The organism is Kurthia sp. YJT4 (genome assembly GCF_030219945.1).
GTDB classification, from domain to species: domain Bacteria; phylum Bacillota; class Bacilli; order Bacillales_A; family Planococcaceae; genus Kurthia; species Kurthia gibsonii.
The window spans coordinates 296,440-321,290 of sequence record NZ_CP126689.1; the positions used below are offsets into that span (position 1 = coordinate 296,440).

The 24,851-nt window shown below is 38.2% G+C and carries 32 protein-coding genes; 24 read left to right on the forward strand and 8 right to left on the reverse strand.

The features are described from left to right. Nucleotides 1-48: 48 nt before the first annotated feature. From bshB2 to QN089_RS01495, 4 genes are all read right to left on the reverse strand, one after another. Nucleotides 49-744 (reverse strand): bacillithiol biosynthesis deacetylase BshB2, encoded by a 696-nt coding sequence (bshB2, locus tag QN089_RS01480; RefSeq protein WP_068456072.1) that lies wholly within the window; start codon nt 742-744, stop codon nt 49-51. A gap of 13 nt (nt 745-757) precedes the next feature. Then, on the reverse strand, nt 758-1,111 hold the full coding sequence (locus QN089_RS01485; RefSeq protein ID WP_068456069.1) for a YojF family protein: 354 nt from the start codon (nt 1,109-1,111) through the stop codon (nt 758-760). Between the two features lie 80 nt (nt 1,112-1,191). Beyond that, nucleotides 1,192-2,187, reverse strand: a complete 996-nt coding sequence (locus QN089_RS01490) for an ABC transporter permease (protein ID WP_285215788.1) — start codon at nt 2,185-2,187, stop codon at nt 1,192-1,194. Then, the gene (locus tag QN089_RS01495) at nt 2,184-2,900 is read right to left on the reverse strand and encodes an ABC transporter ATP-binding protein (protein ID WP_419720642.1); all 717 of its coding nucleotides are present in this window, start codon (nt 2,898-2,900) and stop codon (nt 2,184-2,186) included. The genes QN089_RS01490 and QN089_RS01495 overlap by 4 nt, the downstream gene beginning before the upstream one ends. 112 nt (nt 2,901-3,012) lie before the next feature. Between QN089_RS01495 and QN089_RS01500 the strand changes: the two genes are divergently transcribed. After that, nucleotides 3,013-3,531 carry a hypothetical protein gene (locus QN089_RS01500; RefSeq protein ID WP_285215789.1) on the forward strand — a complete coding sequence of 173 codons (519 nt, stop codon included), beginning with the start codon at nt 3,013-3,015 and terminating at the stop codon, nt 3,529-3,531. Between the two features lie 59 nt (nt 3,532-3,590). Here QN089_RS01500 and thiD read toward each other — a convergent pair whose 3' ends face one another. Further along, nucleotides 3,591-4,442, reverse strand: coding sequence for a bifunctional hydroxymethylpyrimidine kinase/phosphomethylpyrimidine kinase (gene thiD, locus QN089_RS01505; RefSeq protein ID WP_285215790.1), 852 nt, complete (start codon nt 4,440-4,442; stop codon nt 3,591-3,593). 118 nt (nt 4,443-4,560) lie between these two features. On the opposite strand from thiD, the gene QN089_RS01510 reads away from it, so the two are divergent. The 6 genes from QN089_RS01510 to QN089_RS01535 all read left to right on the forward strand — a co-directional run bounded on the left by QN089_RS01510 (nt 4,561) and on the right by QN089_RS01535 (nt 8,393). Continuing rightward, the gene (locus tag QN089_RS01510) at nt 4,561-5,172 is read left to right on the forward strand and encodes a DUF4230 domain-containing protein (RefSeq protein ID WP_285215791.1); all 612 of its coding nucleotides are present in this window, start codon (nt 4,561-4,563) and stop codon (nt 5,170-5,172) included. Nucleotides 5,173-5,179: 7 nt separating this feature from the next. Further along, on the forward strand, nt 5,180-5,887 hold the full coding sequence (locus QN089_RS01515; protein WP_068456056.1) for a uracil-DNA glycosylase: 708 nt from the start codon (nt 5,180-5,182) through the stop codon (nt 5,885-5,887). 42 nt (nt 5,888-5,929) lie between these two features. Beyond that, entirely contained in the window at nt 5,930-6,106 is a 177-nt protein-coding gene (locus QN089_RS01520; protein ID WP_082701485.1) for a uracil-DNA glycosylase, read from the forward strand. Next, nucleotides 6,103-6,372 carry a DUF5327 family protein gene (locus QN089_RS01525; RefSeq protein WP_068456052.1) on the forward strand — a complete coding sequence of 90 codons (270 nt, stop codon included), beginning with the start codon at nt 6,103-6,105 and terminating at the stop codon, nt 6,370-6,372. The genes QN089_RS01520 and QN089_RS01525 overlap by 4 nt, the downstream gene beginning before the upstream one ends. Nucleotides 6,373-6,387: 15 nt before the next feature. Beyond that, entirely contained in the window at nt 6,388-6,771 is a 384-nt protein-coding gene (locus tag QN089_RS01530; protein WP_285215792.1) for a DUF423 domain-containing protein, read from the forward strand. Between the two features lie 854 nt (nt 6,772-7,625). Beyond that, a complete protein-coding gene (locus tag QN089_RS01535; protein WP_068456049.1) occupies nt 7,626-8,393 on the forward strand; it encodes an HAD hydrolase family protein in 768 nt (255 codons plus the stop codon). Nucleotides 8,394-8,434: 41 nt separating this feature from the next. On the opposite strand, the gene hemQ is transcribed toward QN089_RS01535, so the two are convergent. Then, on the reverse strand, nt 8,435-9,205 hold the full coding sequence (hemQ, locus tag QN089_RS01540) for a hydrogen peroxide-dependent heme synthase (protein WP_068456045.1): 771 nt from the start codon (nt 9,203-9,205) through the stop codon (nt 8,435-8,437). A gap of 202 nt (nt 9,206-9,407) precedes the next feature. Here hemQ and lipL point away from each other — a divergent pair, with 202 nt between their 5' ends. The 5 genes from lipL to abc-f all read left to right on the forward strand — a co-directional run bounded on the left by lipL (nt 9,408) and on the right by abc-f (nt 14,391). Further along, nucleotides 9,408-10,247, forward strand: a complete 840-nt coding sequence (gene lipL / locus QN089_RS01545; RefSeq protein ID WP_068456042.1) for an octanoyl-[GcvH]:protein N-octanoyltransferase — start codon at nt 9,408-9,410, stop codon at nt 10,245-10,247. A 68-nt stretch (nt 10,248-10,315) separates the two neighbouring features. Beyond that, nucleotides 10,316-10,591, forward strand: a complete 276-nt coding sequence (locus QN089_RS01550; protein ID WP_068456039.1) for a YuzB family protein — start codon at nt 10,316-10,318, stop codon at nt 10,589-10,591. A gap of 133 nt (nt 10,592-10,724) precedes the next feature. After that, complete coding sequence (locus tag QN089_RS01555) at nt 10,725-12,014, forward strand: HD domain-containing protein (RefSeq protein ID WP_285215793.1); 1,290 nt, start codon at nt 10,725-10,727, stop codon at nt 12,012-12,014. Nucleotides 12,015-12,028: 14 nt separating this feature from the next. Then, entirely contained in the window at nt 12,029-12,523 is a 495-nt protein-coding gene (locus QN089_RS01560; RefSeq protein WP_068456033.1) for a YwgA family protein, read from the forward strand. Nucleotides 12,524-12,795: 272 nt separating this feature from the next. Beyond that, nucleotides 12,796-14,391 carry a ribosomal protection-like ABC-F family protein gene (abc-f, locus tag QN089_RS01565; protein WP_285215794.1) on the forward strand — a complete coding sequence of 532 codons (1,596 nt, stop codon included), beginning with the start codon at nt 12,796-12,798 and terminating at the stop codon, nt 14,389-14,391. 51 nt (nt 14,392-14,442) lie between these two features. On the opposite strand, the gene QN089_RS01570 is transcribed toward abc-f, so the two are convergent. Continuing rightward, nucleotides 14,443-14,628, reverse strand: a complete 186-nt coding sequence (locus tag QN089_RS01570) for a 2-hydroxymuconate tautomerase (RefSeq protein ID WP_068456025.1) — start codon at nt 14,626-14,628, stop codon at nt 14,443-14,445. Between the two features lie 67 nt (nt 14,629-14,695). Between QN089_RS01570 and QN089_RS01575 the strand changes: the two genes are divergently transcribed. Continuing rightward, nucleotides 14,696-15,217 (forward strand): YwhD family protein, encoded by a 522-nt coding sequence (locus QN089_RS01575; RefSeq protein ID WP_141274925.1) that lies wholly within the window; start codon nt 14,696-14,698, stop codon nt 15,215-15,217. Nucleotides 15,218-15,485: 268 nt separating this feature from the next. After that, the gene (locus QN089_RS01580; protein WP_068456022.1) at nt 15,486-15,674 is read left to right on the forward strand and encodes a hypothetical protein; all 189 of its coding nucleotides are present in this window, start codon (nt 15,486-15,488) and stop codon (nt 15,672-15,674) included. Between the two features lie 42 nt (nt 15,675-15,716). Here the strand turns inward: QN089_RS01580 and QN089_RS01585 are convergent, their stop codons facing one another. Then, nucleotides 15,717-16,832 carry a diguanylate cyclase gene (locus tag QN089_RS01585; RefSeq protein WP_285215795.1) on the reverse strand — a complete coding sequence of 372 codons (1,116 nt, stop codon included), beginning with the start codon at nt 16,830-16,832 and terminating at the stop codon, nt 15,717-15,719. Between the two features lie 190 nt (nt 16,833-17,022). On the opposite strand from QN089_RS01585, the gene QN089_RS01590 reads away from it, so the two are divergent. The 10 genes from QN089_RS01590 (at nt 17,023) to QN089_RS01635 (ending at nt 24,848) form a co-directional block, all read left to right on the forward strand. Next, nucleotides 17,023-17,466, forward strand: coding sequence for a YwiB family protein (locus QN089_RS01590; RefSeq protein ID WP_285215796.1), 444 nt, complete (start codon nt 17,023-17,025; stop codon nt 17,464-17,466). Continuing rightward, the gene (gene argS, locus QN089_RS01595) at nt 17,463-19,130 is read left to right on the forward strand and encodes an arginine--tRNA ligase (protein WP_068456016.1); all 1,668 of its coding nucleotides are present in this window, start codon (nt 17,463-17,465) and stop codon (nt 19,128-19,130) included. The genes QN089_RS01590 and argS overlap by 4 nt, the downstream gene beginning before the upstream one ends. Nucleotides 19,131-19,176: 46 nt before the next feature. Continuing rightward, nucleotides 19,177-19,473, forward strand: coding sequence for a hypothetical protein (locus QN089_RS01600; protein ID WP_285215797.1), 297 nt, complete (start codon nt 19,177-19,179; stop codon nt 19,471-19,473). Nucleotides 19,474-19,901: 428 nt separating this feature from the next. After that, nucleotides 19,902-20,579: an adenosylcobinamide amidohydrolase gene (locus QN089_RS01605; protein ID WP_285215798.1), complete on the forward strand. Its 678-nt coding sequence runs from the start codon at nt 19,902-19,904 to the stop codon at nt 20,577-20,579. Then, nucleotides 20,576-21,550, forward strand: a complete 975-nt coding sequence (gene cbiB / locus QN089_RS01610) for an adenosylcobinamide-phosphate synthase CbiB (RefSeq protein WP_350310901.1) — start codon at nt 20,576-20,578, stop codon at nt 21,548-21,550. Before QN089_RS01605 ends, cbiB begins: the two co-directional genes overlap by 4 nt. Beyond that, complete coding sequence (locus tag QN089_RS01615; RefSeq protein WP_285215799.1) at nt 21,528-22,613, forward strand: pyridoxal phosphate-dependent aminotransferase; 1,086 nt, start codon at nt 21,528-21,530, stop codon at nt 22,611-22,613. Before cbiB ends, QN089_RS01615 begins: the two co-directional genes overlap by 23 nt. Continuing rightward, the gene (locus tag QN089_RS01620) at nt 22,586-23,164 is read left to right on the forward strand and encodes a bifunctional adenosylcobinamide kinase/adenosylcobinamide-phosphate guanylyltransferase (RefSeq protein WP_285215800.1); all 579 of its coding nucleotides are present in this window, start codon (nt 22,586-22,588) and stop codon (nt 23,162-23,164) included. The genes QN089_RS01615 and QN089_RS01620 overlap by 28 nt, the downstream gene beginning before the upstream one ends. Continuing rightward, nucleotides 23,165-23,929, forward strand: coding sequence for an adenosylcobinamide-GDP ribazoletransferase (cobS, locus tag QN089_RS01625; protein ID WP_285215801.1), 765 nt, complete (start codon nt 23,165-23,167; stop codon nt 23,927-23,929). It begins immediately after the preceding gene. Next, nucleotides 23,902-24,495, forward strand: a complete 594-nt coding sequence (locus QN089_RS01630) for a histidine phosphatase family protein (protein WP_285215802.1) — start codon at nt 23,902-23,904, stop codon at nt 24,493-24,495. Before cobS ends, QN089_RS01630 begins: the two co-directional genes overlap by 28 nt. Then, nucleotides 24,447-24,848, forward strand: a complete 402-nt coding sequence (locus QN089_RS01635; protein WP_285215803.1) for a bifunctional adenosylcobinamide kinase/adenosylcobinamide-phosphate guanylyltransferase — start codon at nt 24,447-24,449, stop codon at nt 24,846-24,848. Before QN089_RS01630 ends, QN089_RS01635 begins: the two co-directional genes overlap by 49 nt. Nucleotides 24,849-24,851 lie beyond the last annotated feature (3 nt).

The window sequence follows — 24,851 nt, forward strand, 5'->3', positions numbered from 1 at the left end:
AATAAAAAAGAACTCTAACAAAAAAATGTCAAAGTTCCTTTAAATCAATTAAAATGTTTCTTCAAAATCTTTATTCCAGCGATAATTGTAGAATGATTCATCTGTGAACCAATTACTCTCCTCTGTATCGCCTTCTTCTTGGCGTTTTGCTTCTTCTTGAAGCATCCAGCCTGTTTGCGAATTATGTGCTTTCATCGCGTTCATTTTTTGTTCTTTTACATCACGAATATCATTGACGATATCAGGTTCACCTAATTCATCTAATGTATTATTCGCAAATGCTACACCATATAATCGTGGACGCTGTTCTTCATCTATACGACGAACAGCACGTACAACTGCACGAGCAGTAGCTTCGTGGTCAGGGTGTACCGCATAGTTCGGATAGAACGTAATGATAAGTGATGGATTGACTTCGTTAATTAAAGAAGTCATCATTTGTACCATTTTTTCATCATCTTCAAATTCAACAGTTTTATCACGTAACCCCATCATACGTAAATCTTGAATACCAATCGCTTCCGCTGCTTTTTTCAATTCTTCACGACGAATCTCGGGTAGACTCTCACGTGTTGCAAAAGGTGGGTTCCCTAAATTACGACCCATTTCACCTAATGTTAAACAAGCATACGTAATCGGTACACCTGCATTAGCATATTGAGCTAATGTACCTGAAACACCGAATGCTTCATCATCAGGATGTGGGAATACAACTAAAATATGACGTTCTTCTTGTGCTAACATGTATTCTTCCTCCTTAATAAGTAAACGGTGTTTCACTAATTTCAAGTGCAACCGCTAATTTTCCATCATAGTCATGACCAGCCATTAATAAGCGACCTTTGTCATCTAATTCAAAATGTGTAATCCCTTGTGCGTAAATCCAACCGCCGTTTGCAAGTTTTAAACCAACGCGATGTGGCACATCAGGTGTGATTTTTCCAAGTTCATATTGAACGAGTACATTACGAATGAATGCACCTGCATTGAATACTTTCTCATCAAAATGGTTTGCATAAGCGCCATTTGTCGTTTCTAGGTGGATGTAAACGTCTTTATGCGCAAATGAATCAATCAGTTGCTGCAGGCGTTCTAAGTTTACTGTTTCCATTATTTTTTCGCTTCCTCTCAAAAAAACATCTACTACCCATTATAATGTTGTTTTTCGAGAAATGCGATTCGTTTGCTTACTTAAATTGAACGTGAACGACGTAAGCTGATGAAATTTAAAATATAGAAAATGAATGCAAAGAGTAGTAAAACGAGTAAATCAATATAAATCGCTTTAAAACCAAGTCCTTTATACATAATGCTATTCAGTGCATCAGCAGCATAGTAGAGTGGCATCACTTTCCCGACGTTTTGTAACCAAGTCGCCATCGTTTCTAGTGGGAAGATACCTGAGAAGAAAATTTGCGGCACAATGACAAGTGGAATGAACTGCACCATCTGAAATTCAGAATTCGCAAAACTAGACAAGAATGTCCCAAGCGACAGTGCAACAAGCGCAACAATCATACAAGTAAGAACAACGAGTAAGATGGAACCGTTCGATACGATACCGAGTACGTAAATTGAAAAAAGGACAATTAAAATCGTTTGGATCATCGCGAAAATTCCATAGCCAATTAAGTAACCACTAATAATTTCTCCATGTGTAATGGGTGTTGCAAGTAATCGGTCAAGCGTGCCTGTTGTACGTTCTTTTAATAAAGCAATTCCAGCGATGAGGAATACGAAGAAGAAGACGAAGAAGCCAATTAACAGCGGACTGAATGTATCAAATAAACTCGTTTTTGAATCACCATATACATAGACTGCTTTAAATTCATTCGTCGGCTTTCCACCGCTTAATATCATACGAACCTGTTTCGCAATGGTTGGGTCGTCATTGAGTAAATGAAGTTTTTTTGTTTTCATATCTAGCCAAGCTGCATCGCCTGACTTTTTCAATTTATGAACAGAGTAATGCTTCTTTTCTACAACGTGAAGTTTTGCTTTTTTAAATTGTTCTACCATTTGAGTAGGTGCATCTGTTACAACGAGCGTCGGATCTTTGTCATCGCCATTAAAAATAAAATACATCAGTGTTAGTACAAGAAGTGGCGCTAAAAATAGTAAGGCGAGTGTACGCTTATCGCGTCGCAATTGTTGTATAATTCGATGAATCAGTGCGCGTACTCTCATGTATTAACACCTCCAGCTTGTAAAAACACATCATCTAAAGAGTTTGTATGGAATCGTTCTTTTAACTCTGTTGGCGTTCCTGTTGCGATGATTTTTCCTGAACGTAACATGGCAAGTTCATCACACTTTTCAGCTTCATCCATTGCATGTGTTGTAACGAGTATGGTTTTTCCGGCATTTTTTAATACGACCAGCTCTTGCCAAATTTGCTTTTTCAAAGCAGGATCAATGCCAACAGTTGGCTCATCTAAAATAATGAGTGGAGGGTCTTGAACGAGTGCAATCGCAAGTGACAAACGTCGACGCATTCCACCTGAATAGTTTGCGACGCGTTTATGCAGTGCATCTGTTAAATCGACAAGCTTAGAAGCATATTCAACTCGTTCTTGTAATTTATTCTTATGCATGTTGTACATGCTACCGAAAAAGCGTAAATTCTCAAGACCTGTTAAGTCCGTATAAAGTGCATCTGCCTGAGCCATATAACCAATATCGAATAGTAAGGGCTTATTGGGTACTTTCTTATGAAGAACGGTAATCGTTCCTGTGTCTGCAGTAATCATTCCAATCATCATTTTAATAATGGTCGTCTTCCCGCCACCAGAAGGTCCAATTAAGCCAAAAATCACGCCATCTTCTACTTCTAAATGTAAATCTGAAATGACCGATTGTTTTTGAAAGGATTTTGATACATTTTTCATTGAAATCGCCATGTAGCACACCTCCATAATTTATATAGTCCATACCCAAAATGACAAAGTATCATAACAACTCTCTGTTTTTTCCAATAATTAGAAGTTATAATGAAAGAAAGGAGATGAGGATTTGAAAAAAATAGTAATATGGTGCTTCATATATATTCTTTGCTTCATAACAGTTTCACCACAACAAACGTCGGCTAAAACATTCACGTATACGATTAAAAAGACAGACATCAATGCAATGAAGAAAGGGAAGTTTGCATACATTTCAGGATCAATAGGAATGAAAAATGAAGTATTGCGTAAAAAGAAAAATATGAAAAAAGCATCGGAATCTTTTAATTATAGAGAAAAAATTAAAAAGAAATATGAAATTTCGTATTATTCACCAACCAAAAATAAAAAAGGAAAGACAACGGTCATTATGTGGCATTATCAAGGCGTGATTGATCCGACACTACTTTATCGCACATTTCCAAGAGATTACAAAAGTGATGTGTATATTATGGATTATTTAACAATTCCCGTTTTTAAAGTAGGTAAAAAAAGATTAGGCGTTTATTTAGAGGGCAATAGCGTATCACTTTATTTAGCAGAAAATAAGAAGGCTTGGGATTATTTTGTTGATAGGACATCAAGTTAAAAAGTTCAAGCAAAAAAGGAATTGCATGTTAGAGCAATTCCTCTTTGTTTTAAAATCTATTAATTTGATGAAATAGGTGCTAACTCTTTAATTGTAACTGTTGGCGCACCGTAAATATTTTTCGCTGCGTGAAGTACAGGCCCTACGAATTGGTTTAATTTCCAACCATGTTGAATACCTGCTGCAACGAATTCTTTCGCTTCAAGAACAGCTTCTTTTACAGTAAGTCCTTTTGCAAGGTTCGCTGTAACGGAAGCAGCAAATGTACAACCAGCACCGTGGTTATAGTTTGTATCTACTTTCGCTGTTTCAAGTAGGTAGTGTGTTGAACCATCATAGAATAAGTCGAATGCTTGTTCATGGTCAATACCGCGACCACCTTTAATCACAACGTTCTTTGCACCAAGCGCATGAATTTTTTCAGCAGCCACTTGCATTTCTTCAATTGATTTTGGCGTTTTCACACCAGCTAATTGACCGGCTTCAAATAAGTTTGGTGTCGTTACTTTTGCTAACGGTAATAAATATTGAATCATTGCATCTACGTTCCCAGGATTCAATACTTCATCTTCACCTTTACACACCATAACTGGATCGATGACTACATTTTCAACACCTGAAGCTTTAATCGCTTCACCTGAAACTTGAATCACTTCTTCAGTCGATAACATACCTGTTTTTAATGCATCCACACCTGTTGAAAAAGTTGTTTTTAATTGTGCTTGTAACACATCTGTTGGTAAAGTGTACACCCCATGTGACCAATTATTATCTGGATCCATTGTAGCGATGACTGTTACAGCCGCTAAACCATATGTGCCATGTGCTTCAAAAGCTTTTAAATCTGCTTCTAAACCTGCGCCACCTGAAGCGTCCGAACCAGCAATTGTTAATGTTTTGCGTAAAGACATGAAAATCTCTCCCTTTGTATAAATGTCATAGTTTCATTGTAAAATGGGACTGGCTCGAATAAAATAGTCAAAAATGAAGTTTTTTATAAGGTCAGTTTTGTAAAAAGGAGGAAAATACATGAAAAAAAAGCTAAATTGGTCACTTTTCGTTATACTACTACTCGTTATTGTCATAATCGCAACCGTTCTCATCACAAAATATGTATCGAATCATACGAATAAGCAGACTGAAGAAGCTGTAGTAGAAAAAATTACAGAATTGAATGAGTTAGCAACAGCAGAAGCTTATTTAAAAGTCATTGTAGAACGTGAAAATAATGCCTTATTCGGTGAAGAAATTGGTTTAGATATCCCCGGAACAAAGCAAAAATTATTAGTGGTCATGCCAGGAACTGTACGTGCAGGTGTTGATTTGAGTAAAATAACAAAAGAAGATGTACAAGTAGATGAGGAGAAAAAGACAATTCAAGTTACGGCGCCAGAACCGCAGATTCAGGGGAAAGCAACGTTAGATTTAGAAAAAGTACAAGTTTTCTCAACGAATGGTCTATTTCGAGATGAAGCAACGGTGAAAGATGGTTATAGTCTAGCGAATGATGCGCAAAAATTAATGATCAAAGAAGCAGAAACAGCTGGATTACTGAAACATGCAAAAACAAATGCAGAGCAAGCCATTCGTAATCTTTTCTCAGCACTCAATTATAATACAACAGTTGAATTTAAGGAGTAGAGCATATATGAACTTACCAAATGATTGGCAACCTATTATGCAAGCAGAAATTGTAAAACCGTATTTTACGAATCTAATGCAATTTGTAGAACAAGCTTATGAAACAACACAAGTTTTCCCGCCAAAAGATGAGATTTGGACAGCGTTTGAAAAAACACCCTTTCACGATGTAAAAGTCGTCATCTTAGGACAAGATCCGTATCACGATGATGGACAGGCACATGGATTAAGTTTTTCAGTTAAATCAGGTGTGAAAATTCCACCAAGTTTACGTAATATGTATAAAGAATTAGCAGACGATTTAGATGTTTCAGAGCCAACAACAGGTAATTTGAATTGTTGGGCAGAACAAGGTATTTTATTATTAAACACGGTATTAACAGTAGAAGCTCATAAGGCACATTCGCATAAAAATAAAGGGTGGGAGCAGTTTACAGATGCAGTCATTCAACGATTAAATGAGCGCGCAGAACCGATGATTTTTGTACTTTGGGGCAAACCAGCGCAACAAAAGAAAAAATTCATTGATACAACAAAACATATTGTAATTGAAGGAGCGCATCCAAGCCCATTGAGTGCCTATCGTGGATTTTTTGGTAGTAAGCCATTTTCACAAATTAACCATCAATTAATTGCGTGGGGGCATGTTCCAATTCAATTTAATTGTCAAAATGATGAACAACTACAATTTGAGCTTGAAAATGAACACACATGAAAATGAATATGATAAAGTGAAAGAGAAAGGTGGTCATACGGAGTGAAACCTAACTGCTTTTCTTGTCGCCATTTCATCGTGACATGGGACCCAGCAAATCCACGTGGTTGTCGTGCATACGGATTTAAGACACGTGAGCTACCCATCGCAGTCGTTAAAAGATCATCAGGCATGGACTGTCTGAAATTTGAAGAGAAACAGCGAGGAACAAACAGATGATTTCATATGATGCCATTATTAAAGAATTACAAAAGCAAATCGCACAAGCACAACAGGCTGCTTCAACAGCAGAAAAAAGAGAAGCCTTTTCGGCAATGCGTGCTTTATGTGATGTCGCATTGCAAACGAATGAACCGTCAGTTCAACCATCGTCATTTACAGCGCCATCACAACCAACACAAGTGGTTCCAACACCACCTGTTCCGACACAAGCGAATAAATTACACGAACCCGATGCCAATGGGGATTCGCTTTTTGATTTTTAAAAGGAGAGACAAACTGTGAAAAAATTTATTATTACAGGTGCTATTATGGCATTCTTATCAGTCGCACTTGGTGCATTCGGTGCTCATGCACTTGAAGATTTCTTAGAAGCAAAAGACTATACAAGTGTATGGGAAAAAGCCATAACGTATCAAATGTCGCATGCACTCGGATTAATTGCCATTGGTATTCTAATGGCTCCAAGTATTTTAGGACCTGTTAAAGAGCTAAAATGGGCAGGTAACTTACTAACAATCGGTATTATTCTATTCTCTGGTAGTTTATATGTACTCGCACTATCAGGAATTAAAGTCATTGGTGCAATTACACCAATTGGTGGCGTAAGCTTCTTAGCAGGCTGGATTTTTGTAATCCTTGCCGCTAAAAAATTCGCAAAATAAATATTTGAAATCTCGCCATCTATTAGATGGTGGGATTTTTTGTTGAAAGGGACAAATGGTCGGTCGAAAGGGAATCGCTGCGATTGAAAGGGACAAACTCGCGCGCGAAAGGGAATCTTGGCATTTGAAAGGGAATCTTGGCATTTGAAAGGGACAAACCCGCGCGCGAAAGGGAATCGCTGCATTTGAAAGGGACAAATCCGCGCGCGAAAGGGAATCCCCGCCGTTGAAAGGGACAAAACCGCGCGCGAAAGGGAATCGCTGCATTTGAAAGGGACAAATCCGCGCGCGAAAGGGAATCTTGGCATTTGAAAGGGACAAATCCGCGCACGAAAGGGAATCGCTGCATTTGAAAGGGACAAATCCGCGCGCGAAAGGGAATCGCTGCATTTGAAAGGGACAAATCCGCGCGCGAAAGGGAATCGCTGCATTTGAAAGGGACAAATTCGCGCGCGAAAGGGAATCGCTGCATTTGAAAGGGACAAATCCGCGCGCGAAAGGGAATCGCTGCGATTGAAAGGGACAAATCCGCGCGCGAAAGGGAATCGCTGCATTTGAAAGGGACAAATGGTCGGTCGAAAGGGAATCGATGCGATTGAAAGGGACAAATGGTCGGTCGAAAGGGAATCGATGCGATTGAAAGGGACAAACTCGCGCGCGAAAGGGAATCGCTGCGATTGAAAGGGACAAATGAGTGGTCGAAAGGAAATCGCTGCGTTTGAAAGGAAATTATAAACTCTAAAATAAATCCACTATTTTACTTGAAAATGACCTTAGATAGAGTGTTAGGAGTGGAAATTTAAGGGTATAATGAACAAAAGAAACTCGTTGAGAGTGAAGAAAGAAGTGATTTTGTGCGATTTGTTTTTGATTTGGAGGGAACCATTTCTTTTCATGATGAAAAAGTGAGTGATTATTTAACGGATATGCTAGCTTTTTTATGTGAAAGAGGGCATGAGCCGATTTTTGTTTCATCTAAATCGATTCGTCATATGCTGACCTTACTCGACAAACAATTTCACAATAGTAAAATGGTGGGTGGCAATGGAGCTGTCATATGCTATCGTGGAAACATTGAGCAAATTGTTGCATTCTCAACATCCATGTTCTCCAAATTAAAAGAGTTAATTCAATTATTTGATGCGACTTATCTGGTTGAGAGTGATTGGGACTATGCATATACAGGTGGCGTATATCATCGCGTTGTGAACGATGTAGACCCTTATAAATTAGCGGAAAATCATCATTTGGAAGATTTATCAACTATATGGAAAATTACGATTCTCAGTGCATCAAATCGAAAAGAGATAATTGAAAAACTGCGCAAATTAAATGTGGCAGTACATTTGATTGATGATGGGGAAATGATTGAAATTACACCCCTTGGATTGAGCAAATGGAATGCACTCCGCACATTAGGAATTCAAAAGCGAAATTACATTGCTTTTGGAAAAGATGAAGAAGATGTGAACGTCTTTGATTTTGCGCAATATACAATTTTAATCGGAAATAATCCTGCTCTTGTAGCTTTTGCAGATGAGCAATTAATTGTAGACGATCGAATTGAAATGAAAATCGTCGAATCGTGCAAGCGATTGAGTGAACGATTTAAATTAACGTAAACAAAAAATCGCGCTGTGGCGCGATTTTTTTATGTTACGAACTAAACTGCTAACATTTTGCGTAATTTATCTGCATCTAAAATATTACCAACGAAGAATGAGCCGAAGTCAGCGTAACGTGCTGATACTTCATCAAAACGCATTTCGTAAATTAATTTTTTGAATTGTAGTACGTCATCTGCGAATAGTGTAACGCCCCATTCATGATCATCGAAACCGATTGAACCTGAGATGATTTGTTTTACTTTTCCAGCATAGCTACGTCCGATTAAACCATGAGAACGCATCATTTCTTGACGTTCATTCATTTCAAGCATGTACCAGTTTGCGCCTTTTTGACGACGTTTATCCATTGGATAGAAACAAACATGATCCATACGAGGTAGCTCAGGGTATAGACGAGCACGTACATGTGGATTTTGGTATGGATCTTCAGCAGGAGCATCGCTATCTGCATTCTTTTTACCAGCTAGGTAATTTGATAATTCCACAACCGATACATATGAATATGTAGGAACTGTAAAATCAGCAATCGCTAATTTATTGAAATCTGTTTCGATTTCGTTTAGTTCTTCCATTGTTTCACGTAATGTCATAATCATGAAGTCGGCTTTTTGACCAACAATCGAGTAGAAAGCATGTGCGCCTGTTTTTGCGACATCTGCTTCATTTAATTTTTCTAAATACGCGATGAATTCTTCAACTGCTTCTGTGCGCTCTTTCTCAGAAACTAATTTCCAAGAAGCCCAGTCCATTGAACGGAATTCGTGTAATACGTACCAACCATCAAGCGTTTGTGCTGCTTCAATCATGTTAAAACACTCCTTCTAAGGCTTATTCAAACGTATTATACCATTTTTAAACTGAATATTCGTCCTACTTTACTTGCGTTCACCAATTCGCCACGCAGAAAAATGAAAAACTAGATTTTTGCGAAAACCACTTTTCACTCCTTTTTCGTCGTTTTTCAATCTATGTTAAACTGTAAGAAAAAAAGATGTAGGAGTTACGTATATGAAAGATTATTTAACGCAACCTGTTTGGCGTTTATGGGATCAATCAACAAGTGGCTTAACACAATCACCACTTGAATCATTTGCGGCGGATGATACGCTCTGTCACCTAGTTGGGCAAGGAATGAGTGCTCCGACGATTCGTACATGGGTACATGATGCTTCCGTTGTTCTCGGTATTCAAGATCATCGACTTCCGTTTGTACAAGCTGGAATGGATTTGTTAGAGGAAAAAGGATATAAACCGATTGTGCGAAATTCTGGTGGACTGGCAGTTGTACTTGATCCAGGTGTTCTTAATATTTCGATTGTGCTATCAGAAGAAAACGAAAAAATCGATATTAATACAGCTTACGAAGTGATGGTGTCGCTTATTCGGGCGTTATTCCCACAAGCAGCCGAACGTATCGAAGCATATGAAATTGTCGGTTCATATTGTCCGGGTACATATGATTTGAGTATTGACGGTAAAAAGTTTGCAGGTATTTCACAACGTCGTTTACGTCAAGGAATTGCGGTGCAAATTTATTTATCAATTGAAGGAAGTGGCTCAGAGCGCGCAAAACTTATTCGTTCATTTTACGAAGTCGCTTTACAACATGAACCAACAAAATTTCAATATCCAGAAGTGAAACCAGAAGTCATGGCTTCCTTATCTGAATTATTAGAGGAAGAATTAACAGTTTCACAAACTGTTCAAAATCTACAGCAACTACTTTATGAAAAGTCGGAACAACTGTTAATGGGTGGCTTACAAGCCGAAGAATTAGAACATTATCAATTCTATTTACAGCGCGTATTTGAGCGTAATCAGAAGATGTTGGCAAGAAATGACGGTTGATTCTTTTGTGAAAAGTCGATACACTTAGCGATAGTGAAATTTTGAAATAAGAAGGGACTGTCGGCACTATGGCAAACGAATTTCGAGTTTGTGACGAATGTCAAGCAGTGAATCTCAAGACATTAATTCCGAAGTTGAAAGCAATCGATCCTGATGCAGAAATCGATATCAAATGCCATTCTTATTGTGGTCCTGGTTTACGAAAAACTTTTACCTTTGTTAATAATCGTCCATGCGCTGCGCATACGGAAGATGAGTTAATTCCAAAGGTAATCAAAAAGTTAAAATCACAAAAAAGATTACCAGAAGGTTTTGTAGAACCAGAAGACATGAAAGAATCATAAATTGCGTGTTTAATGCACGAAGGATAGAAAAAGGAGAAATCGCGCTTCATGTGATTTCTCCTTTTCTCTCGAAATAGTTGGTGTTCGTTTTCAAATTCGATACAATAAAGGAAAGAAATGTTGGAGGTGTAAAATGGCATACGCAACACAAAAGTTAGCAGAAGAAAAAGTATTTAAAGACCCTGTTCATCGCTACATACATGTGCAAGACCAAGTGATTTGGGATTTAATCGCAACGAAAGAATTTCAACGCTTACGCCGTATTCGACAACTCGGTACGACGTATTTAGTATTCCACGGGGCAGAACATAGTCGCTTTAGCCATTCGCTCGGTGTTTACGAAATCATTCGTCGCATGGTCGATGATGTTTTTGCTAATCGTCCTGAGTGGAATAAACGGGAACGTCTTGTAGCTCTTTGTGCAGGTTTACTACACGATTTAGGCCATGGTCCTTTTTCGCATGCTTTTGAACATGTTTTCGATTTAGATCATGAATATTTTACACGTGCCATCATTTTAGGGAATACAGAAGTTAATGAAGTGCTTCGTCGCGTCTCAAAAGACTTTCCAAAGAAAGTATCTGAAGTGATTGAAAAAACCTATCACAATAAACAAGTGGTAAGTCTTATTTCAAGTCAAATTGATGCTGATCGAATGGATTACTTACAGCGCGATGCGTACTTTACAGGTGTGAGTTACGGTCATTTTGATATGGAACGCATTTTACGTGTCATGCGACCTCAACCCGATCAAATTGTGATCAAATCAACAGGTATGCATGCAATTGAAGACTATATTATGAGTCGTTATCAGATGTATTGGCAAGTGTACTTCCATCCAGTATCACGCAGTGCAGAAGTCATTTTGAGAAAGACATTGGAACGTGCAAAAGAGTTATATCATGCAGGCTATACATTTAAGCATGACATCGCGCACTTCCATAGCTTTTTTGAAAATGATGTCCAATTAGATGCCTATATTGCGATGGATGAAAGTATTATTTTAGCTTACTTCCAGTTTTGGATGAGTGAAGAAGATGCAATTTTAAGCGACTTAAGTCAACGCTTTTTAAATCGAAAATTATTTAAATTCGTAGAAGTCGATCCATCAAAAGATTGGGAAAAGCTCATTCGCTTGGAAAAGCTATTTGACCAAGCAGGAATTGATCCAAACTATTATTTAGTGATGGACTCGTCATCTGACTTACCTTACGACTTCTATCGTCCGGGTGAAGAAGGAGAACGACTACCGATTTATCTTCAAATGCCAAACAAAGAATTAAGTGAATTATCACGTTCATCGGATATTGTCGATGCAATCTCAGGTAAACGTCGAACAGATCATAAATTATATTATCCAAAAGATTTACTACACGAAGAACATCCATTACATGAAAAAATTATTGAAATCATGCACGCTTAGAAAGGAGACTCCTATTGCTACAAGATCACGCGAAAATCGTACAGTTTGTGTCGCTTGCTGGAGAAGTTACGGGGAGAAAGAAGTTACAAAAGATGATTTTTATTGCGAAGAAGATGGATTTCGCATTTCAAGAAAAGTATAACTTCCATATTTATGGACCGTATTCAGAAGAATTAACGGTGCGTATGGAGGAATTATGTAACTTAGGTTTTATGACGGAGAGAAAAGAAGATAAGGGGTCATATGTGCAGTATTGTTATGCACCGACAGAAAAAGGTCGTGAGTTTGCAACGATTGTAGAAACACATGATACACGCCTAAGCGAAATCGTTCAGCAAATGAATGGTAAAAGTTCGCGCTTTTTAGAGTTGGTTGCGACACTACTTTATTTTGATGATTTACAACCAGAAGAACAAATTGAAAAGGTGAATGTGGTTAAAGCAAAGTTGCATTTTACAACAGAAGAATTTGAGGCTGCCTTCCAGTTTATTCAACAACTGCAATCATAAATAATTGATTTTAATAAATTGAATATGCTATATTTTAGATAGATTCTTGAACGAAAGGAATGAGGATGGCCGATGAAGTAATCTTATTTTTTACACGCGAAGTGAAAGAAACTTTGTATAAAAAATAGGATTAGTCTGTCCACATTCCATTTATTTTATAAAAATAACCCGTTTTTTCGGTATGTTTTTTAGACTAATCCTTCCAAAAATTTTTGGAGGGATTTTTTAATAGAAGAATATAAAAGGTCCCTCTGTAGTAGGAGGAATTTAGCATGACTGAATTATGTAAATGTCACAATCTTTCATATGAAGAAATTTTGACGGATATGAATGTATCTGTAAAAGTAGGCGCTCGTATAGGAATTACAGGAATTAATGGAGCAGGAAAGTCTACATTGTTAAAGTTATTAGCCAACCAAATTCAGCCAACAACTGGACACATTGAGTGGTTTCGAAAAGCGTCTACTTTTTTGGTAGAGCAAGAAAAGGAAGATTTCAATCGAGAGATTCCAAGAGGGTTAACATCTATATGGCAAGTCCCAGAACGTCCCTACGCATTATTAAGTGGTGGTGAAAAATTAAAAATCCGTTTAGCAGAAGCTTTTGCTGAAAAACCACAATTATTACTACTAGATGAACCGACAAATCATTTAGATCAAGAAGCACTCCAATTTTTAAAGAAACAATTAAAAAAATATCGAGGAACGGTTATTTTTGTATCACATAACCGTACTTTTTTAAATGAAGTAGCTACAGAAATTTGGCATATTGAAGACAAAAAAGTAACAGCTTATAAGGGGAATTACGAGGCTTATCGTACACAATATGAAGCGAATCGACTACATCAACAAAGAGAATACGAAAAACAGCAACAAGAAATCGTACGCATCGAACAACAGATGTCGAAGATTACATCATGGAGTGAACAGGCACATGCTGATTCGACGAAACACGAATTCGCTAAAGAATTTTACCGAGTAAAAGCGAAAAGAATGGATGCGCAAGTAAAGTCCAAACAAAAAAGATTAGAAAAAGAATTACGTAAACATCAATTAGACCAACCTAAAAAAGAACATCAAGTTCATTTCGAATTTCAAAGTACACATTCAACAGGTAAACATTTAATCGAATTAAAACATGTTTCTAAAACATTTGATAAGAAGGTTGTTTTAGAGGATGTGAATTTAACGATTAATTACGGAGAACGTATTGCGTTGAGTGGTAAAAATGGTGCTGGAAAAACAACATTTTTACAAATGTTACTTGGAAAAGAGCATTATGAAGGTGAAATCTGGCTTTCACCTGCTGCCAAGATTGGCTATCTCACACAACAAGTATTCGACCTTCCTGAAGAAAGTACGCCAAGTGAACTATTTGAGCAAACGACATTTGAACAACGTGGTTTAGTCCAAACATTAATGATTCATCTTGGATTTACAAATGAACAATGGAATGAACCAATTGCGTTGATGAGCATGGGCGAACGAGTGAAATGCAAACTGATGCAACTCATTCTAGATGAAAACAATGTACTCATCTTGGATGAACCGACGAACCATCTTGATTTAGAATCGCGTGAACAACTGGAAAAAGTACTAGAGGAGTACGATGGAACGTTAATCGTTGTTTCGCATGATTCGTATTTTGTTGAAAAAATAACAACACGCAAGTTAATCATCGAAAATCAACGGATGGTGACACCAACAGTTGTCATAGAAACACCTATAGAAAAAGAACGTATGCAGCTGGAGACACGACTACAAGAAGTGCTTGGTAAGTTAAGCTTTCTAACACCAAAAGATGCACAATATGAGGTGTTAGATGAAGAATTTAATGAAATAACAAAACGATTGCAACAATTGAGGTAAATAAAAAGAGCCTCTAGTAAGGATACTAAAGTCTCTTTCCGATTATTCACACTATTTATCAGATGCGCGTACGCCGCCTGTTGCATAATGTTCTTTCTTCATTTCTTCGATGATGATTGATACGTTCTCTTTTGGTGCATTCACTGTTTCTGAAACAGCTGTTGTTACTTGTTCTACTAGGTTACGCTTTTGCTCGTCTGTGCGACCTTCAATCATTTTAATTGTTACGATAGGCATAAATCATTCTCCTTCGGTATAATATAGTGTATATTCGTAATGATAACAGAACGGAGGCAGATAGCGAATGGAAAATGAAAAAAAAGAAACGAAAAAAATGGAATTTACGATTATTAAAAATAATCCAACGGACGGTCATAAAGGATTTGGCATCGGTTCGCTTTCATTAGAGAATGTATCACCACTATTTATTGATGTACAAGAAAAGACAGCAGAAGTGGATATCGGTGGTATGCACGCACGAAGCGCAGTAGAGCGTGGTGTGAAATTTACAACGAATCGTGAAGATTCAGAGGGTGGTAAACCATACTGGCTTGTATGGGTAACAATTGACCAAAAACCAGAAGGTGGCTACTATGCAGGTGTAACAGCTTGTGAAATGGTTGTAAACAAAGAAAAACGTCGCGGTTATAAAATTTTAGCTGACCACGTAAATAAAATGGATAAGTCGATGAAACGTCATATTATTGTCGATCATATGGACGAAGAATCAAAACGTGTTTTACATGATTATTTAAAAGGTTTTGATGAAGGTATGTGGAGTCGTTCAGAGCCTGCATTACATGAAGCATTACCATTTGAAAACTAATTAAATGAACAATATGTGAATAATCGCATATGGCAAAATAACATGGTTGTATATCCATTCGAAAGGAAGTACACTTGATGTAAGGCTTGTTTTTGCAAGCTAAGACATTGAATGAGATTGCAGTGAGCAGGATGAGGCAGATGAACCCAAAACCCAAGCCATTTGCTTCATCATACTTAAGCGATTTCAAATGAATAGGGCTTTCGTGATTATGGAACTAACGGACTCCGTATGAACGAAGCCCTTTTCTTTTATTGAGGGGGATTTTATGGCAGCACCTAAAAAAGGGAAAATTCCGAATCCGATTACAGGAGCCATCTTTTTTATTGTGGTTCTCGTTGTTTTATTTAAAACGCAAGGAGAACTTGAACTATGGCAAGGCATTTTATTAATCATTGGGCTAACGGTTGTATATGTATTGCTAACGATGCTATTTCCTAAAAAAGAACAAAAGTAAAACAACCCGTATGATGAGTTAAGCATCATACGGGTTGTTTCGTTAAAGATTTTGTTTTTTAAAAGCACTTTGTTTTTCATGACAAACTTGATTCAAGTGAACAACATGCGAGCGGCCGAGTACACTTGCTGCATTCATCGCCTCATCTACTGCATTTGTTAATTCTTTCACTGTTTCGCCATTATCGGGGTAAGAAGCTACACCAATAGATACGGACAGTTGAACACTTTCACCATTTGATATCATAAAAGGCTCATCTCGAATCATAAGCATAAGTTCTGTAGCGTAATGAACACCAACAGCAGGAGCAGCATCGTAACACAGAAGTGAAAATTCTTCTCCACTAATACGTGCAGGAAAGGCAAGGTGTGTTTTTGAAAAACTTTTAAGTCGTTCTGCTAGTTCACGTAATAATTCATCCCCTGCTTCATGACCGTAGCGTAAGTTTAGCATTTTAAATTGATCGATATCAATGAGTAATAGTGAAAAAGGTTGTTGAGTTTTAATTGCACGTTCAAGCATATTATCAAACTTACGATTATTCGGTAAATTTGTTGTGTAATCTGTTTCAGATAATTTTTCAATGACACGAATTCGTTCAAATTGGCGTTTAAATAATTTTAAAACAAAGTAAATTAAATAAAATCCTGTTACATTCATAATTACAAAAATAATTGAAATGAATAATGGGTTTTTATAACCTTCTAAGAAAAACAATAAAATCGCTGTGACAATCGTTTGAATCGCTAAATAAAAATGGCTATTTTTATAATTAATTGGTTTTTTAAATGATAAAAAGAAGAAAATAAAACCAAGTACAATCGTTGTTCCACCAGCCATAAAGCTTGTTGGATTGACTTCAAAAAAGAACATACGAAAGAAGCCAACGAGTATAGAAGATAGCAGAATAGCAGCAGGTCCACCCAATAATCCAGAAATTAAAATACTAATATTACGTGTATCAACAAAAATATTTTTTTCAAAATTAATGGCTGTTTGCATTAATACTAATGAAATTCCTGTCGCGACAACGCCGATAATGAAAGGGCGTAAATCTGAAAAGTCTGGTCGTTTCTCATGATAATATTCCAAGACAAAATACGAGAAAATGATGAAGGTAAACATTACGGAAAGATTGATAATTATATCTAAAGTCATTGTCGTACCCCTATTATATAATAATTAGTATCCATTATAGCATTACTTCGAACCAAAAAATAAAATCGATTTGATAAATATTTGGAAATTCGTATATTCATAATGAAATCAACGATTCATACCTTGAAATCTAGTGAGAAAATAACCTATAATAAAAAGGTTATAGAATAAAAAGCGGAGGTGTGGATGTATGGCACAACCACCAACTGCACCAGTCAAGCTGAAACTGATTACAACGATCACGCATAAAGGTCAAAAACCCGAAAAGATTGAACTGTGGTCAACCGGTACAATCATGCGAAAGCGTGACCAGGTGTATTTACGATACGAAGAAATTCTTGAAGACAAGAAGATGAAAACGACATTACGCTTTGGCGAAAACGATGCCATTATTATGCGCAATGGCGATATAAAGATGCGTTTACCATTTACGTTACACGCATTTCAACGAGGTCACTATGAAGCAGCATTTGGAACAATGCCTATCATGACTTTAACCAAGAAAATGGCATTCGACGAAGCGGAAGATGGCTCAAATAGTGGACGATTTTTTGTACATTATGAGCTATTGGCAGGCGATGAATCTGTCGGTGATTATGTATTAGAACTTACGTATACGGAGGGAACAGAATGAACGCAGTAGAACAAGCACAACAAGCGGTCAAAGAGGCTTTTTTAAACGCTATTAAAAAAGCAGAATTAGTAGAAGAACCAGAGGCATTAAATATTCACTTAGAAACACCTAAAAATAAAGAAAACGGTGACTACGCAACAAACATTGCGATGCAATTAACAAAAATCGCACGTAAAGCACCACGCGCAATCGCTGAAGCTATCGTAGAAAACTTAGATCAAGCATCAGCAAACATTGAAAAAGTTGAAATCGCAGGTCCTGGTTTCATCAACATCACATTAGCAAAAGACTACTTAACAAAAGTCGTACCAACTGTTTTAGAGCAAGGAGATGCATACGGTCGCTCAAACGCTGGTAATGCACAGAAAGTACAAGTAGAGTTCGTATCAGCAAACCCAACAGGTGACTTACACTTAGGTCACGCACGCGGTGCATCAGTTGGTGACGCATTATGTAACGTATTTGATTTTGCAGGTTATGATGTATCACGTGAATACTACATCAACGATGCAGGTAATCAAATTACAAAATTAGCGTCATCTCTTGAAGCACGTTACCGCCAAGCATTAGGTCTTGAAGCAGAGATGCCTGCAGATGGTTATCACGGTAAAGACATCATTATCATTGCAGAAGAATTATCAAAAGAATTCGGCCCAGAGATTTTAGAAAAATCACCAGAAGAACGCTATGAATTCTTCCGTACACATGGTTTAAAGCATGAGTTTGGTAAACTACAAAAAGACTTAAAAGATTTCCGCGTTGATTTCGACGTATGGTTCTCTGAAACGTCACTTTATCAAGATGGCAAAGTAGAAGTAGCAATCGATAAATTAAAAGAAAATGGTCACGTATTTGAAGAAGACGGTGCAACTTGGTTCCGTTCAACAACATTCGGTGATGATAAAGACCGCGTTCTTGTAAAATCAGACGGTTCTTACACATATTTAACACCAGATATCGCATACCATGAAGATAAATTACAACGTGGTTTCGATCAGTTAATCAATATTTGGGGCGCTGACCACCACGGTTACATTCCACGTATGAAAGCTGCAATCGAAGCGCTTGGATATGACCGCGATAAATTAGAAGTAGAAGTCATCCAAATGGTCAACTTACTACGTAACGGTGAAAAAGTAAAAATGTCAAAACGTACAGGTAACGCTGTGACATTACGCGAATTAGTAGAAGAAGTAGGCTTAGATGCTGTACGTTACAACTTTGCGATGCGTGCTGGCGATACACACTTAGACTTCGATTTAGATTTAGCAATTAAACAATCGAATGAAAACCCTGTGTACTATGCACAATATGCACACGCACGTATTTGCTCAATCTTACGTCAAGCTGAAGAAAAAGGCTTTAAACCTTCTACAGATGGTTTAGATACTTTATCAACTGAAAAAGATATCGAAGTACTGAAAAAAGTGGGCGATTTCCCACAAGTAGTAGCAGATGCAGCAAAAGCACGCGCGCCACACCGTATTACAAACTACATTCAAGAGTTAGCAGCAACATTCCACAGCTTCTACAATGCTGAAAAGGTATTAGATGCTGACCAACCAGAACGCTCAGCAGCACGTCTTGCATTAATTACAGCTGTTGCACAAACACTGAAAAACGCATTAAAATTAGTAGGCGTAGCAGCACCAGAAAAAATGTAATCTTTGATATGAAGTTAAAAAGAACCGCGATGATGCGGTTCTTTTTTTGTATTTGAAAGGGAAAAAAGCACGCGCGAAAGGGAAACGCCGCCATCGAAAGGAAAAAATCCACGCGCGAAAGGGAATCGCCGCCATCGAAAGGGACAAATCCACGCGCGAAAGGGAATCACTGCCATCGAAAGGGACAAATCCGCGCGCGAAAGGGAATCGCCGCCATCGGAAGGGACAAATCCGCGCGCGAAAGGGAATCATCGCCATCGAAAGGGACAAATCCACGCGCGAAAGGGAATCGCCGGCGTTGAAAGGGAAAAAACCGCGCGCGAAAGGGAATCTTGGTATTTGAAAGGGACAAACTCGCACGCGAAAGGGAATCGCCGCCATCGAAAGGGACAAAATGCCGCGCGAAAGGGAATCATCGCCATCGAAAGGGACAAACTCGCGCGCGAAAGGGAATCGCCGCCATCGAAAGGGACAAATCCGCGCGCGAAAGGGAAACATCGCCATCGAAAGGGACAAATCCGCGCGCGAAAGGGAAACGCCGCCATCGGAAGGGACAAATCCGCGCGCGAAAGGGAAAAGCCGCCATCGAAAGGGACAAATCCACGCGCGAAAGGGAAACATCATCATTCGAAAATCCGAATATAAAACTTCTTTTTATATAAAAGTGAAAAAGGTCTTTTGTTTTGCACACTTTTTTAGCATATAATTTAAAAGAGATTTAAAATTATTTGATTTTTCAAGCAATATATTGAGAGAGGAACGACTTATTTTATGACCATTTCAAAAGAACAGATTCAGATTCGCCCCTCTTATGTTGTGTTCGAATCGAATCGCCCGTTGAAAATTCTCTCATCCGCTTTACATAATGCAGGATTCGGTTGGTATAACACATGTATCAATCGTGCAGTAGACGCAACTTATATGTGTGAAGATGCCCATACAGAAATGAAAGAATACATTGAAAAACAGGGGTTTCAACCCAATCAAACAGTTGCGATGATGACAGCAGTAGCAGCTAGATATGCCATCATTCGAGAATTTGAAGCAGATGGTATTCATGTGGTTATTATGGTGACAGCTGGTGTCGGTAATGCAGTAGATGTGTCAAAATCCTATTTAAGAAAACCTTTTTACGAAGTAGGGACGATTAATATTTGGGCGTTCATTGATGCGACATTGACAGAGGAAGCTTTTGTACAAGCGATGATGACCGCTACAGAAGCAAAGGTAAAAGCACTCGCAGATGAAAAAATTGCAGACCGTATATCGAATACCATTGCAACAGGTACATCAACAGATAGCATTCTAATTGGGGCAACACAACAAGGAACAACTCAAAACTATGCAGGGACCGTTACGCCAGTTGGTCGTATTTTAGGAAGAGGCGTATATGAAACGGTTGTAGATGCTTTACACGATTACAAGCGTGCAAAGGGGATGATGGAATGATAATCGTTTTACATATAATTTCGTGTACACTAGCATTCTGGTTGGATCGTCTAATTGGCGACCCACCTAAACTTCCCCATCCGATTATCTGGATTGGGAATTGGATTTCCTTTGCGACGAAAAAGTGGAATCATGGGAAACAGCGCATCGCAGAAGGCTTCATGCTAACACTCTCCACACTCTTATTAACCGGAAGTATTGTATTTGCTCTTAGCTATGTAGCGTATCAAATTCACTGGGGTGTCTATCTAATCGTTCAAACCGTATTCATGACAATTGCATTAGCGCAAAAGTCATTAAAACAAGCAGCACTCGATGTTTATACCCCACTTGTTTCAGGTGATTTACAAGAAGCACGTAAAAAGTTATCGTGGATTGTTGGTCGTGATACAGAACATTTAGATGAAGCGAATATTACGCGTGGTGTGATTGAAACGGTATCTGAAAATACGAGTGACGGGATTACAGCCCCGCTGTTTTATGGATTTTTATTTGGAGCGACAGGAATGTGGGTGTATAAAGCGATTAATACACTCGACTCAATGGTAGGCTATCAAAATGAACGATTTGCGCAGTTTGGCTATTGTTCTGCGAAGTTAGATGACATTGTCAATTGGCTACCAAGCCGGATCACAGGATTTCTCATCGTCACTTGTACAAATAATGAAACGAGTTATACATATCGCGAGCGACTACAAGCATGGCTACAAGATGCGAAAAAGCACCCAAGTCCGAATAGTGGTTATTTAGAGGCGGCAACTGCATATCAATTTGGTATTCAACTAGGTGGCCTAAACTACTATGAAGGTGTTGCCTCACATCGTGCAGAGATGGGGCAACCAACGAAATCATTACAAGCACAAGATATTCAAAAAACGATTCGACAAATGCAGCAAGCGAGTATCTACTTTTGGCTACTTTGTTCGATTTTAGGAGGTGTCATCTACTATGCTACCCAGTCATGGAGCTAATCCACATAAACTATTTCAACAACTTGGGATCCCACAACCTGAACACATGATTGATTTAAGTGAAAATGTGAATGTAGCGGGGATCCCACAATCTATCCGAAATTCATGGACTAAATATGTCCAAGGAATAGAGAAGTATCCGGATCCACAGGGAGAACCTTTTTTAAGTGCGATAGCGAACAAGCATCACATATCAAAAGAATGTGTACTTGTAGGTAATGGTGCAGCTGAGCTATTTACTTTTTTAGCAATGTTTTTAGCGAAACAACGTGTCATTCTTGTTCATCCAACCTTTTCAGAGTATGAAGCAACTTTATCCGTTCATGAAGCACAATTGATTCATGTAGAGGTTGAAGATGTATGTACATGGTCTTTACCAATGGAACAAATTCAACAAGAGATGAAGCAGGCGAAGGCAATCTATCTCTGTACACCGAATAATCCAACAGGTGTATTACCACCACAAGAACAGCTTCAGACGATTATGGAATGGGGAGAACAATTCAACTGCTACGTCATTTTAGACGAAGCATTTATGGATTGGTTAGAACCAGAGCCAACGATGATTCCATGCAGCGAGCAATTTTTGCATACCATCATTGTGCGTTCGATGACGAAAATGTACGGATTAGCAGGTATTCGATTGGGCTATCTGATTGCGCAGCCACAATTGATTCAAAAATTAGCCTCTTATGCAGCACATTGGCATGTGAATAGCTTAGCCGCAACGATTGGAACACAGTGTTTGCAAGAGGAAGAATATCGTAAGCAGACAATCGACACTACAATTGAACAGCGTGAAAATTGGCGTCAATACTTAAGAAATCAAGGTTGTGTCGTTGCTAATAGTCAGACGAACTATCTCTGTTTTCAATTACCAAATCCACAGCACACCAAGCAGTTTTATCGCTACTTTTTAGAAAAGGGCATCGTATTCCGTCATACTGAAAATTATCGCGTACTACAAGGTGAGTGGCTTCGCATGGGTTTGAAAACAGCTGAGGAAATGAAAATCGTAGAACAGGAGATGACGTGGTGGTTTCAACAAACAGCCATTTTATAACAGGTGGCGTTCGAAGTGGTAAAAGTGCATTTGCAGAACAACTTGTTCGACAAACTGCACAACAGACGAATCGCAAGATGTATTATATTGCTTCGGGTGTTGCATTCGATGATGAGATGAAGCAGCGCATTGCATGGCATCAAGCAGACCGAACATCACTAAAGTGGACGACCATTGAACAGCCGACGCATTTTGCGACACTCGTAAATCGAATTCCAAAAGATGCAGTTGTGCTATGGGATTGTGTCACGACATGGCTGACGAATGAGATGTATGTACAGTTGGACGACAAATCTATGCAGTGGCAACATGCAGAGCGTTTTCAACAGCGAGTAGAAGAAGCGAAAGCATGGTGTCGTCATTTGAACGAACAGCACATTCCATTTTTCATTGTATCGAATGAAGTGCTTGATGAGAGTAAATATGAGAGTGAAGAAGTGGAATTTTATCGAAAGCAAATCGGTCTGTTTCATCAATGGCTTGTCTCTTTTTGTGCCGTAGCAATCGAGATGGATTATGGTATTCCTCACTACTGGAAAGGAGGAAAGTAAATGACAGGTTTTTTACTCGCAGTTCAGTTCTTTTCGGTCATTCCCGTCAATAAGGAACTTCCGATGACAAAACGTCATGTGACAATGATGTTTAGTATGCTTCCTTTTGTCGGCGCATGTATGGGTGCAATCATGTACGGTGTCTATCAACTGCTGATGCATTATACGAATTGGTCGTCTCTATTAATCGCGTTTTTAGTCATTTTAACGGGTTTGATTTTAACAGGGGGACTACATTTAGATGGTTTTGTGGATATGAGTGATGCGTATTTTTCATATCGTGACCGAGAAAAACGTCATGCGATTTTAGACGATCCACGTATCGGTGCTTTTGGTGCGATGTCACTCGTGATTTTCTTAGCAGCTAAAGTTTTATTTTTTGCACAACTCGTTGCGACAGATGCCATCTCTATCTATTGGTTTTTATTTATTCCCTTTTTAGCACGCTTAGGAATGGCATACTACCTCGTTCAAACACCGACAAATAAAGAAACAGGACTGGGCGCCTTTTTTAAGTCACATATTTTAATGAAGCCGTTTATTTATACGATTTTTGGTAGTTTATTAGTCGTAGCAATTCTTGTCGGAATATTTACACAGGCATGGTTAATTATCGCTGTGTTTGTCCTTTTTGTATTAGGCATGTCACGTCTCTATCGTAGTTGGACAATCAAACATTTTGGCGGTAGTTCAGGTGACTTATACGGTGCTTTCATCGAAGGAATGGAGTTGATGTTATGGATTCTACTTTTACTCTTACATTAGTGCGCCATGCGAAAACACAGGGGAATGTAGAGAGAAAATATGTGGGGTGGACGGATGAAGGGATTATAGAGAGTGAGCTTCCAATCATTGATTCAACTGTACAAATCGTCTACGGTAGTGATTTAAAGCGCTGTGAACAAACAGCCAAGCAGTATTATCCACATGCCACTTTTCATAGGATTCCTGCTTTTCGCGAAACGAATTTCGGTGATTTTGAAATGAAAACGTATGAAGATTTAAAAGAAGATGAAGTATATCGCGCATGGATTGATGACCCGCTTCAAGTCGCACCGCCGAATGGAGAGAGCTTTCAGCAATTTCAACAGCGTGTAGAAATGGGCATCTCTGAAATAACTGAAGCAGAGAAATGTGCGATGGTGTTACATGGTGGCACGATTCGTATTCTCCTTATGAAATATGCGCCGACACCGACCGTATTTTGGGATTGGTCGATTTCACATGATGAAATGTACGAACTCACTTTTACGTCATTTCAAGATTTTAAGGAGGGAAAGCGATGCATATCATTATCGGTGGCGCATATAACGGAAAAAGAAAATATGTAACGGAACAATTAAAAACGCAAACAGTTGAATGGTGTAATGATTTACAACACAGTAATATAGAAAATGAACATGCTGAAATACTTGTTATTACTGACTTAGAGAAGCAAATTGAACCTTTTCTAAATGAACCTGAAAAAGAAGTAGCGGAAACTTTTTTTAACAAAATTGTAAAAAATGGTTTTAAATACAAATCAATCTATGTCATTATAGAAGACATTGGTAGAGGTATCGTTCCAATTGTTTCTGAAAAAAGAAAATTACGCGATGTTTTAGGTAGATTGTATCAACTTTTATTTGCAGAAAGTCAAACAATTACACGGATTTGGTATGGAATTCCACAAAAGATTAAATAGAAA

What these genes read in the sequence shown, in the direction of transcription:
- QN089_RS01605 (WP_285215798.1), top strand. Translation starts at nt 19,902, where the DNA reads ATGACCATTTCAAAAGAACAGATTCAGATTCGCCCCTCTTATGTTGTG.
- QN089_RS01580 (WP_068456022.1), top strand. Translation starts at nt 15,486, where the DNA reads ATGGCAGCACCTAAAAAAGGGAAAATTCCGAATCCGATTACAGGAGCC.
- argS (WP_068456016.1), top strand. Translation starts at nt 17,463, where the DNA reads ATGAACGCAGTAGAACAAGCACAACAAGCGGTCAAAGAGGCTTTTTTA.
- QN089_RS01615 (WP_285215799.1), top strand. Translation starts at nt 21,528, where the DNA reads ATGCTACCCAGTCATGGAGCTAATCCACATAAACTATTTCAACAACTT.
- QN089_RS01575 (WP_141274925.1), top strand. Translation starts at nt 14,696, where the DNA reads ATGGAAAATGAAAAAAAAGAAACGAAAAAAATGGAATTTACGATTATT.
- QN089_RS01525 (WP_068456052.1), top strand. Translation starts at nt 6,103, where the DNA reads ATGATTTCATATGATGCCATTATTAAAGAATTACAAAAGCAAATCGCA.
- QN089_RS01590 (WP_285215796.1), top strand. Translation starts at nt 17,023, where the DNA reads ATGGCACAACCACCAACTGCACCAGTCAAGCTGAAACTGATTACAACG.
- QN089_RS01490 (WP_285215788.1), bottom strand. Translation starts at nt 2,187, where the DNA reads ATGAGAGTACGCGCACTGATTCATCGAATTATACAACAATTGCGACGC.
- bshB2 (WP_068456072.1), bottom strand. Translation starts at nt 744, where the DNA reads ATGTTAGCACAAGAAGAACGTCATATTTTAGTTGTATTCCCACATCCT.
- cbiB (WP_350310901.1), top strand. Translation starts at nt 20,576, where the DNA reads ATGATAATCGTTTTACATATAATTTCGTGTACACTAGCATTCTGGTTG.
- QN089_RS01550 (WP_068456039.1), top strand. Translation starts at nt 10,316, where the DNA reads ATGGCAAACGAATTTCGAGTTTGTGACGAATGTCAAGCAGTGAATCTC.
- hemQ (WP_068456045.1), bottom strand. Translation starts at nt 9,205, where the DNA reads ATGATTGAAGCAGCACAAACGCTTGATGGTTGGTACGTATTACACGAA.
- QN089_RS01635 (WP_285215803.1), top strand. Translation starts at nt 24,447, where the DNA reads ATGCATATCATTATCGGTGGCGCATATAACGGAAAAAGAAAATATGTA.
- lipL (WP_068456042.1), top strand. Translation starts at nt 9,408, where the DNA reads ATGAAAGATTATTTAACGCAACCTGTTTGGCGTTTATGGGATCAATCA.
- QN089_RS01495 (WP_419720642.1), bottom strand. Translation starts at nt 2,900, where the DNA reads ATGGCGATTTCAATGAAAAATGTATCAAAATCCTTTCAAAAACAATCG.
- thiD (WP_285215790.1), bottom strand. Translation starts at nt 4,442, where the DNA reads ATGTCTTTACGCAAAACATTAACAATTGCTGGTTCGGACGCTTCAGGT.
- QN089_RS01570 (WP_068456025.1), bottom strand. Translation starts at nt 14,628, where the DNA reads ATGCCTATCGTAACAATTAAAATGATTGAAGGTCGCACAGACGAGCAA.
- QN089_RS01630 (WP_285215802.1), top strand. Translation starts at nt 23,902, where the DNA reads ATGGATTCTACTTTTACTCTTACATTAGTGCGCCATGCGAAAACACAG.
- QN089_RS01510 (WP_285215791.1), top strand. Translation starts at nt 4,561, where the DNA reads ATGAAAAAAAAGCTAAATTGGTCACTTTTCGTTATACTACTACTCGTT.
- cobS (WP_285215801.1), top strand. Translation starts at nt 23,165, where the DNA reads ATGACAGGTTTTTTACTCGCAGTTCAGTTCTTTTCGGTCATTCCCGTC.
- QN089_RS01515 (WP_068456056.1), top strand. Translation starts at nt 5,180, where the DNA reads ATGAACTTACCAAATGATTGGCAACCTATTATGCAAGCAGAAATTGTA.
- QN089_RS01485 (WP_068456069.1), bottom strand. Translation starts at nt 1,111, where the DNA reads ATGGAAACAGTAAACTTAGAACGCCTGCAGCAACTGATTGATTCATTT.
- abc-f (WP_285215794.1), top strand. Translation starts at nt 12,796, where the DNA reads ATGACTGAATTATGTAAATGTCACAATCTTTCATATGAAGAAATTTTG.
- QN089_RS01585 (WP_285215795.1), bottom strand. Translation starts at nt 16,832, where the DNA reads ATGACTTTAGATATAATTATCAATCTTTCCGTAATGTTTACCTTCATC.
- QN089_RS01555 (WP_285215793.1), top strand. Translation starts at nt 10,725, where the DNA reads ATGGCATACGCAACACAAAAGTTAGCAGAAGAAAAAGTATTTAAAGAC.